Below are 5,443 nucleotides of genomic sequence, written 5' to 3' on the forward strand. Positions count from 1 at the left end.
GTTTCGTAATTAAAAATATAATTACGATTATTTTCGTATGTTAAGATAGGGGGTTGCTAGTTTGAAGCGGCGGGTTCTAAAAAAGCAGCGGTATTGTAATGGAGAAGAAAAAGGTAAAGCTCAGTTTAAGCTACTGCGCCTAATGTGTTAAGGCCGATTTAATCATGATAAACTCGTTGATGTTATCCGTGTTGATAACTCCGGCCAAGCGCCCATTTTCGAGGACAGGGTAAAGCGGGGCTTTGGTTTTTTGCAGTTCTGTATAGGCATCAGACAGCTTGTCCCGAACATCAAAGGCTTTTACCTCTGCCGACATAATCTCTGTTACCTGCCTGTGCATCTGTTCGTCTTTAACGGCCTGTATTAACTGAGAGCGGGTGAGGGTGCCTACTACCTGGCCTTCGTCCTCTACTATAAATTCGTGCTCTGCGCCCATCAGCAGCTTGTTTAATGCATCCCGCACGGTTTCAGTTGGGGCTAAGGTTACAAAGTTGGTCATCATACCTTCGCGCACGCTGTGGCCGCGCAGGTAATCGAGGTGCTGCACCAGTATGTTTTCAGAGTAAGCGCCAAAGAACACAAAAGCCCCAATCAGGATAAGAAAGGGGTTATACATAAAGCCCACAAAAACAAAGAAGATAGCCAGCAGCTGCCCGATATTGGCTGCTATCTGCGTAGCCCGCACGCGGCCCAGTTTAAAGGCGAGCAGCGCACGTAGTACCCGCCCCCCATCCATCGGGAAAGCAGGAATAGCATTGAACACGACCAGCACTACATTTACGATCAGTAGTATGTAAAAGAAGTTTGCCGGAGTAATGCGCTGTAAGAATGCCTCATCAGGCACACTCTGCAGTGATGGCAGCACCAGCCATAGTATAAATGCAATTACGACGTTCACCGCGGGCCCTGCGGCAGCTATAAGCAGTTCTCTTTTTGGCTGCTCTGGCATACGCTCCAGGCTGGCTACTCCGCCTATGGGCAGTAGGGTTATCATTTTAGTTTTGATGCCAAAGCGCTTTGCCGTAAGCGCATGGCCAAGCTCATGCAGCACCACACAAAAGAAAACAGCAAGTATAAATACCATGGCTAGTACAGTTGTAGCAAGGTCGCTGCCCCGCTGAGCCTCAGTGAAAGCCACCCAACCCAGCAGTAGCACAAATGTCCAATGGACCAGTATGTTGATGCCGGCAACTCTGCCTAGCTTTAACGACCATTTCATAGGGTTTATACTTTAGGAAGCTAAGGCACTTACCTCACAGGCTTACACCTGTAAGCCTGTGAGGTAAGTGTGTTTATACTTGTGTTTTCTTTTCGCCCGTAGCAGGGTTTAACCTAAACCAGCGGTAGCCATAGGCATTGATGGAAAGTTGGCCCTTTTTCGGCATGCTGTAGTCGTCGTTGCTGAAGACTTCTACCGCATACTTATCTTCCTGGTCAAGTATGGGCAAAAGAACCGTTACGTCTTCATTACTTAAGTTATGTACCACAACAGTAGTGTAGACTAATGTGCAGGAGTGCGCAAATATCTTGGAGCTTTTCGTTTCCAGTATATCACACTTGCCGGTGCCGAGTTCAGGATATTGGCGGCGTAACCGGATTACACGTTCCATCCAGTTCAGGAGCGAATTGGTTTCCCGCTGCTGCTGCACCACGTTTACTTTGGTATAAGCATAATCACCTTTAGATATTACCGGGCGTGGCAACTGGCTAACGGGAGCGCTGGAGAAACCTGCATTCTTTTCAGTAGTCCACTGCATTGGTGTGCGCACACTTTTGCGGCCTTCCTGTGAAAGGTCGTCTCCCATGCCTATCTCTGATCCGTATTGGATCATGGGTGTACCGGGCAGACTAAAGAGCAAACTGTAAGCTAACTCAATACGGTGGCGGTCGCCGTTTAAGATGGGCGCAAGGCGCCGGCGGATGCCACGTCCAAAAATGCGCATGTCCTCTTTGGGGGCAAATGCTTCAAATACTTCCTGGGTTTCAGGTTCTTCCAGATCTTCCAGGTTTAGCTCGTCGTGATGGCGTAAAAAGTTAAGCCACTGCAGGTCTTCCTGTTTCGGTGGCAGCATGCGCAGGCCTTTGGCAATGGGAATGCCGTCTTGTTTGGCCAAGGCTAAAAACAGGTGCTGGTTTAGCAGGAAGTTAAACATCATGTGCATCCGCCTCCTGCCTTTAAAAAACTTCCCTACCACCTCAGGTGGGCCAGAGGCTTCTGCTAACAATATGGCGTCGCGGCTGTGCATCGAAATGAAGTCGCGCATGTCCTCAATCAGGTTGTAATACTCTTTTGTGCTGTCTTCGCTATCACTCTGTACCAGAATATGGGCGGCATCAATTCTGAAGCCGGATACACCAAGTGCCAGCCAAAAGCCCATAATGTGGTGAATCTCTTTGTGTACTTCAGGGTTGCCAAGGTTCAGGTCTGGCTGGTGCGCATAGAAGCGGTGCAGGTAGTATGCCTTGGCTTCTTCATCATATGTCCAGATGCTGTCTTCCTGCCCTGAAAAGGCAGGCTTGCCGATTTCCTCCTCCGGCTTCTCTTTGCGCCAGGTGTAATAGTCTCGGAATTTAGAATCGGGATTGCTGCGCGATTCCTGGAACCACGGGTGCTGGTCAGAAGTATGATTTACCACCAGGTCAACAATTACCCGGATACCTCGCTCGCTCGCCTCGCGTATAAAGGCGGCAAAGTCGCCCAGTGTACCCAGGCGGCTGTCTACGTTATAATAGTCCATTACATCGTAGCCGTTATCACGGTTTGGAGTCGGGTAAAAAGGAAGCAGCCAGATACAGGTGATACCCATCGTGGCTAAATAGTCTAAGCGCCCGATCAAACCCTGAAAATCACCGATGCCATCGTTGTTAGAGTCCTGAAAAGTTTCTACATCCAGTGCGTAAATAATAGCACGTTTATACCAAAGGTCTTGCTCTTTCATAGGCATTGCTACGTGGTTACCGGAAAAGCTATCGTACTGAGCAGTGCATTTTCGGCCTGGCGCGAATCCAGGCGGCTGTGCTGCACTACAACTGGTCTGTCAGATTCTATCACACTAGAGTAGTCGGTGCCAGTAGGAATAGGCTCAGGGTCTTTCAGATCATTGAATCGGACATGCTTGGTTCGTTTGGCAGGTACCGTAACCTTATAAGGGCCTATGGGATCACGGTCAGAGAAATAAATCCAGATATTAACCTGCGCATCTTCCTCTGATGTATTTAAGATGCAGGCCGTTTCGTGGCTGGTAAACTCTGGTGCCGGACCTGTGCTGAAGGGGGGAATATAGCCCTCCGCAATAGCCCATACCGTATGGCCAATAGCTTTTTTCATAGTATAAAAGGTTTGTGTGTGGCAAAAAATAGCTGTATCACTTACTACGGTTATACTTGGCTTGTAGGTTCTAAAGTATAATCTTCGCTCCTGATGTACCTATGGGAGGTGGGGCATCGTACATCTCTGCGTATCTTGCCACTTAATCAGTAAAGCAGAGCTTTGATAATATGTTCTGCTGGGAAAGCAGCCAGGCAGCGCTTTGTTTAAACAGCGCAGCTTCGGTGGCATGTGGTAAGCAGTAATTGAACGAGCATCAGAAATCAAATATGATAAACATAGGAGCAAGGGACTTTGAGCGGGAGTTGCAGTTTCAGGCATCACGCAGCGGAGGTGCAGGAGGGCAGAACGTGAACAAGGTAAACTCAAAAGTAGAGTTGCGGTTTCATGTAGAAAATTCTGAGTTGCTTACGGAGGAGGAAAAGGCGCTGGTGCTAGAAAAGCTTGCTAACAGAATTAATGGCGAAGGCTACCTGCAGGTGGTGTGCCAGACAGAGCGCAGCCAGTTCAAGAACAAAGAGCTGTGTGTGGAGCGCTTTAAAGAGCTGCTCCGGCAGGCAACAACCCGGCAAAAGAAACGCACCGCTACAAAGGCAACGCGCTCCAGCGTGAGGCGCCGGCTGGAGGGAAAGAAAAAGCAGGCAGAGAAAAAATCTAACCGCAGCTTCAGAGGCGATTTTTAGAAGAAGTATAAAAGCACTACAAGGCTGGCTGCTGCGTTAGGTAAGAAATTTGCAGAGCCAGAAATTAATTATTCACCCTTCGTTATGATAAAAAAATTGCTTTTGCTGATAGTGCTACTCTGTGGCGCAAGTGTAGCTGGTATGGCGCAGAAGTACAGAACAGCAGCCGGTGTGCGCTTGGAGAGCGATCGCTTTGGCCTGACACTTCAGCAGAAATTACATGAAAGAGGCACCATAGAAGGCATCGCCTCAATTGGCTCCCGCGAAATAAGCGGCACAGCTTTATATGAGTGGCACTTCCCGATGCTGGGCAAACGCTTTAATTATTACCTGGGCGCAGGCGGGCACATCGGTAACCTAAAAGATAATGGCGTTTTTACTGGTGTAGATGCTATTCTAGGTATCGAGTATAAAATAAACGGTTTGCCTTTTCTCTTGTCTGCTGATGTGAAACCAGCCGTGCATATCAATCATGAAGATTGGGTGCAACTCTCCTCTGGCGTGTCCATACGCTACGTTATCCTGAAAGAGAAAAAAGTAAAAAAAGAGTGGTGGCCTTTTGGCAACAAGAACAGCAAAAACAATAAGAACAGTAAGAAGAACGAAGACAAACCAAGTATACTTGACATCTTCAAAAAACAGGATGATTAGATAGCTTCGGGTATATTTCTAAAGAGGTTTTTTCGGAACGAGAAAATTTAGAACCAGTGAATAAACATGCCCTTGTTTCCTGCTCAGGCTATACTTATATAGCCTGAGCAGGAGGTGAGCATTGCATTGAGGCAGTTGCCAATAATTGTTGTCTGGCAGCTATCTCTGGCCTGTTATTGAGCGTGCTTTTATACGTCAGGTAAAGGCCTGCCAGAATAGCCAATAGCAGCAGTAGGATCTTCATCTTTTTGGTGATTATTGGGTAGATAATTGGTGAAGTTATAAAGCACCGTAGCAGTTAGCCACGAGGGGCAACAATTTTAACTTCCGGCAAAAGGTTTGGCTGCCCTTTATACTTGCTCAGTTCCTGGCGAGCAGCAATTTCCTTCATTTCGTTTGCAGATTGCTTTATGGTAAAGCCCACGCCTGCGATAAAAGCGAGAATTAAAATAATGATTTTCATGGTTTTATTTTGTTAGGTATTGGTAGATAGTAGATTGAAGAACAGGTAAAGCCGAAGACTAAAGCTCCGGAGCAGTAATGACAACTTCAGGCAACAGGTTAGGGTAAGCTTTGTACTCCTTCAGTTCCTGCCTGGCATTTATCTGCTGCACATCCTTTGCTGATTTTTGGATAGTGGCACCCATACCAGCCATACATGCGAAGATTAGGATCACGATTTTCAGAGGCTGTTTTAATTTCATTTGGATAATTTCTTAAGCATGATGTGTATCATGGTAATCTGTATCATTGTTTCGGCAGACTTCGTGGAGAGTTCATA

8 protein-coding genes are annotated in these 5,443 nt (G+C 47.1%); 2 read left to right on the top strand and 6 right to left on the bottom strand.

Annotated features, from left to right (window positions below; all coding sequences use genetic code 11):
- Positions 1-139: 139 nt before the first annotated feature.
- From ACFQ2O_RS19475 to ACFQ2O_RS19485, 3 genes are all read right to left on the bottom strand, one after another.
- Entirely contained in the window at positions 140-1,219 is a 1,080-nt protein-coding gene (locus tag ACFQ2O_RS19475; protein WP_377531946.1) for a site-2 protease family protein, read from the bottom strand.
- 73 nt (positions 1,220-1,292) lie between these two features.
- Positions 1,293-2,939 (bottom strand): alpha-amylase family protein, encoded by a 1,647-nt coding sequence (locus ACFQ2O_RS19480; RefSeq protein ID WP_377531949.1) that lies wholly within the window; start codon positions 2,937-2,939, stop codon positions 1,293-1,295.
- An 8-nt stretch (positions 2,940-2,947) separates the two neighbouring features.
- Entirely contained in the window at positions 2,948-3,328 is a 381-nt protein-coding gene (locus ACFQ2O_RS19485) for a sensory rhodopsin transducer (protein ID WP_377531952.1), read from the bottom strand.
- Between the two features lie 269 nt (positions 3,329-3,597).
- On the opposite strand from ACFQ2O_RS19485, the gene arfB reads away from it, so the two are divergent.
- Both arfB and ACFQ2O_RS19495 read left to right on the top strand, forming a co-directional pair.
- A complete protein-coding gene (gene arfB, locus ACFQ2O_RS19490) occupies positions 3,598-4,011 on the top strand; it encodes an alternative ribosome rescue aminoacyl-tRNA hydrolase ArfB (RefSeq protein WP_377531955.1) in 414 nt (137 codons plus the stop codon).
- 84 nt (positions 4,012-4,095) lie between these two features.
- A complete protein-coding gene (locus ACFQ2O_RS19495; protein WP_377531957.1) occupies positions 4,096-4,662 on the top strand; it encodes a hypothetical protein in 567 nt (188 codons plus the stop codon).
- 94 nt (positions 4,663-4,756) lie between these two features.
- On the opposite strand, the gene ACFQ2O_RS19500 is transcribed toward ACFQ2O_RS19495, so the two are convergent.
- The 3 genes from ACFQ2O_RS19500 to ACFQ2O_RS19510 are packed head-to-tail and all read right to left on the bottom strand — an operon-like array spanning position 4,757 to position 5,366.
- Positions 4,757-4,906: a hypothetical protein gene (locus ACFQ2O_RS19500; RefSeq protein WP_377531959.1), complete on the bottom strand. Its 150-nt coding sequence runs from the start codon at positions 4,904-4,906 to the stop codon at positions 4,757-4,759.
- A gap of 54 nt (positions 4,907-4,960) precedes the next feature.
- Positions 4,961-5,125 carry a hypothetical protein gene (locus ACFQ2O_RS19505; RefSeq protein WP_377531962.1) on the bottom strand — a complete coding sequence of 55 codons (165 nt, stop codon included), beginning with the start codon at positions 5,123-5,125 and terminating at the stop codon, positions 4,961-4,963.
- Between the two features lie 58 nt (positions 5,126-5,183).
- On the bottom strand, positions 5,184-5,366 hold the full coding sequence (locus ACFQ2O_RS19510) for a hypothetical protein (protein WP_377531964.1): 183 nt from the start codon (positions 5,364-5,366) through the stop codon (positions 5,184-5,186).
- Between the last annotated feature and the right edge of the window lie 77 nt (positions 5,367-5,443).

This window comes from Pontibacter rugosus (assembly GCF_042678745.1).
Classification (GTDB): domain Bacteria; phylum Bacteroidota; class Bacteroidia; order Cytophagales; family Hymenobacteraceae; genus Pontibacter; species Pontibacter rugosus.

Bases quoted from the DNA above. Each gene is read 5' to 3' on its own strand.
- ACFQ2O_RS19475 (WP_377531946.1), bottom strand. From the start codon at position 1,219: ATGAAATGGTCGTTAAAGCTAGGCAGAGTTGCCGGCATCAACATACTG.
- arfB (WP_377531955.1), top strand. From the start codon at position 3,598: ATGATAAACATAGGAGCAAGGGACTTTGAGCGGGAGTTGCAGTTTCAG.
- ACFQ2O_RS19485 (WP_377531952.1), bottom strand. From the start codon at position 3,328: ATGAAAAAAGCTATTGGCCATACGGTATGGGCTATTGCGGAGGGCTAT.
- ACFQ2O_RS19510 (WP_377531964.1), bottom strand. From the start codon at position 5,366: ATGAAATTAAAACAGCCTCTGAAAATCGTGATCCTAATCTTCGCATGT.
- ACFQ2O_RS19500 (WP_377531959.1), bottom strand. From the start codon at position 4,906: ATGAAGATCCTACTGCTGCTATTGGCTATTCTGGCAGGCCTTTACCTG.
- ACFQ2O_RS19495 (WP_377531957.1), top strand. From the start codon at position 4,096: ATGATAAAAAAATTGCTTTTGCTGATAGTGCTACTCTGTGGCGCAAGT.
- ACFQ2O_RS19505 (WP_377531962.1), bottom strand. From the start codon at position 5,125: ATGAAAATCATTATTTTAATTCTCGCTTTTATCGCAGGCGTGGGCTTT.
- ACFQ2O_RS19480 (WP_377531949.1), bottom strand. From the start codon at position 2,939: ATGAAAGAGCAAGACCTTTGGTATAAACGTGCTATTATTTACGCACTG.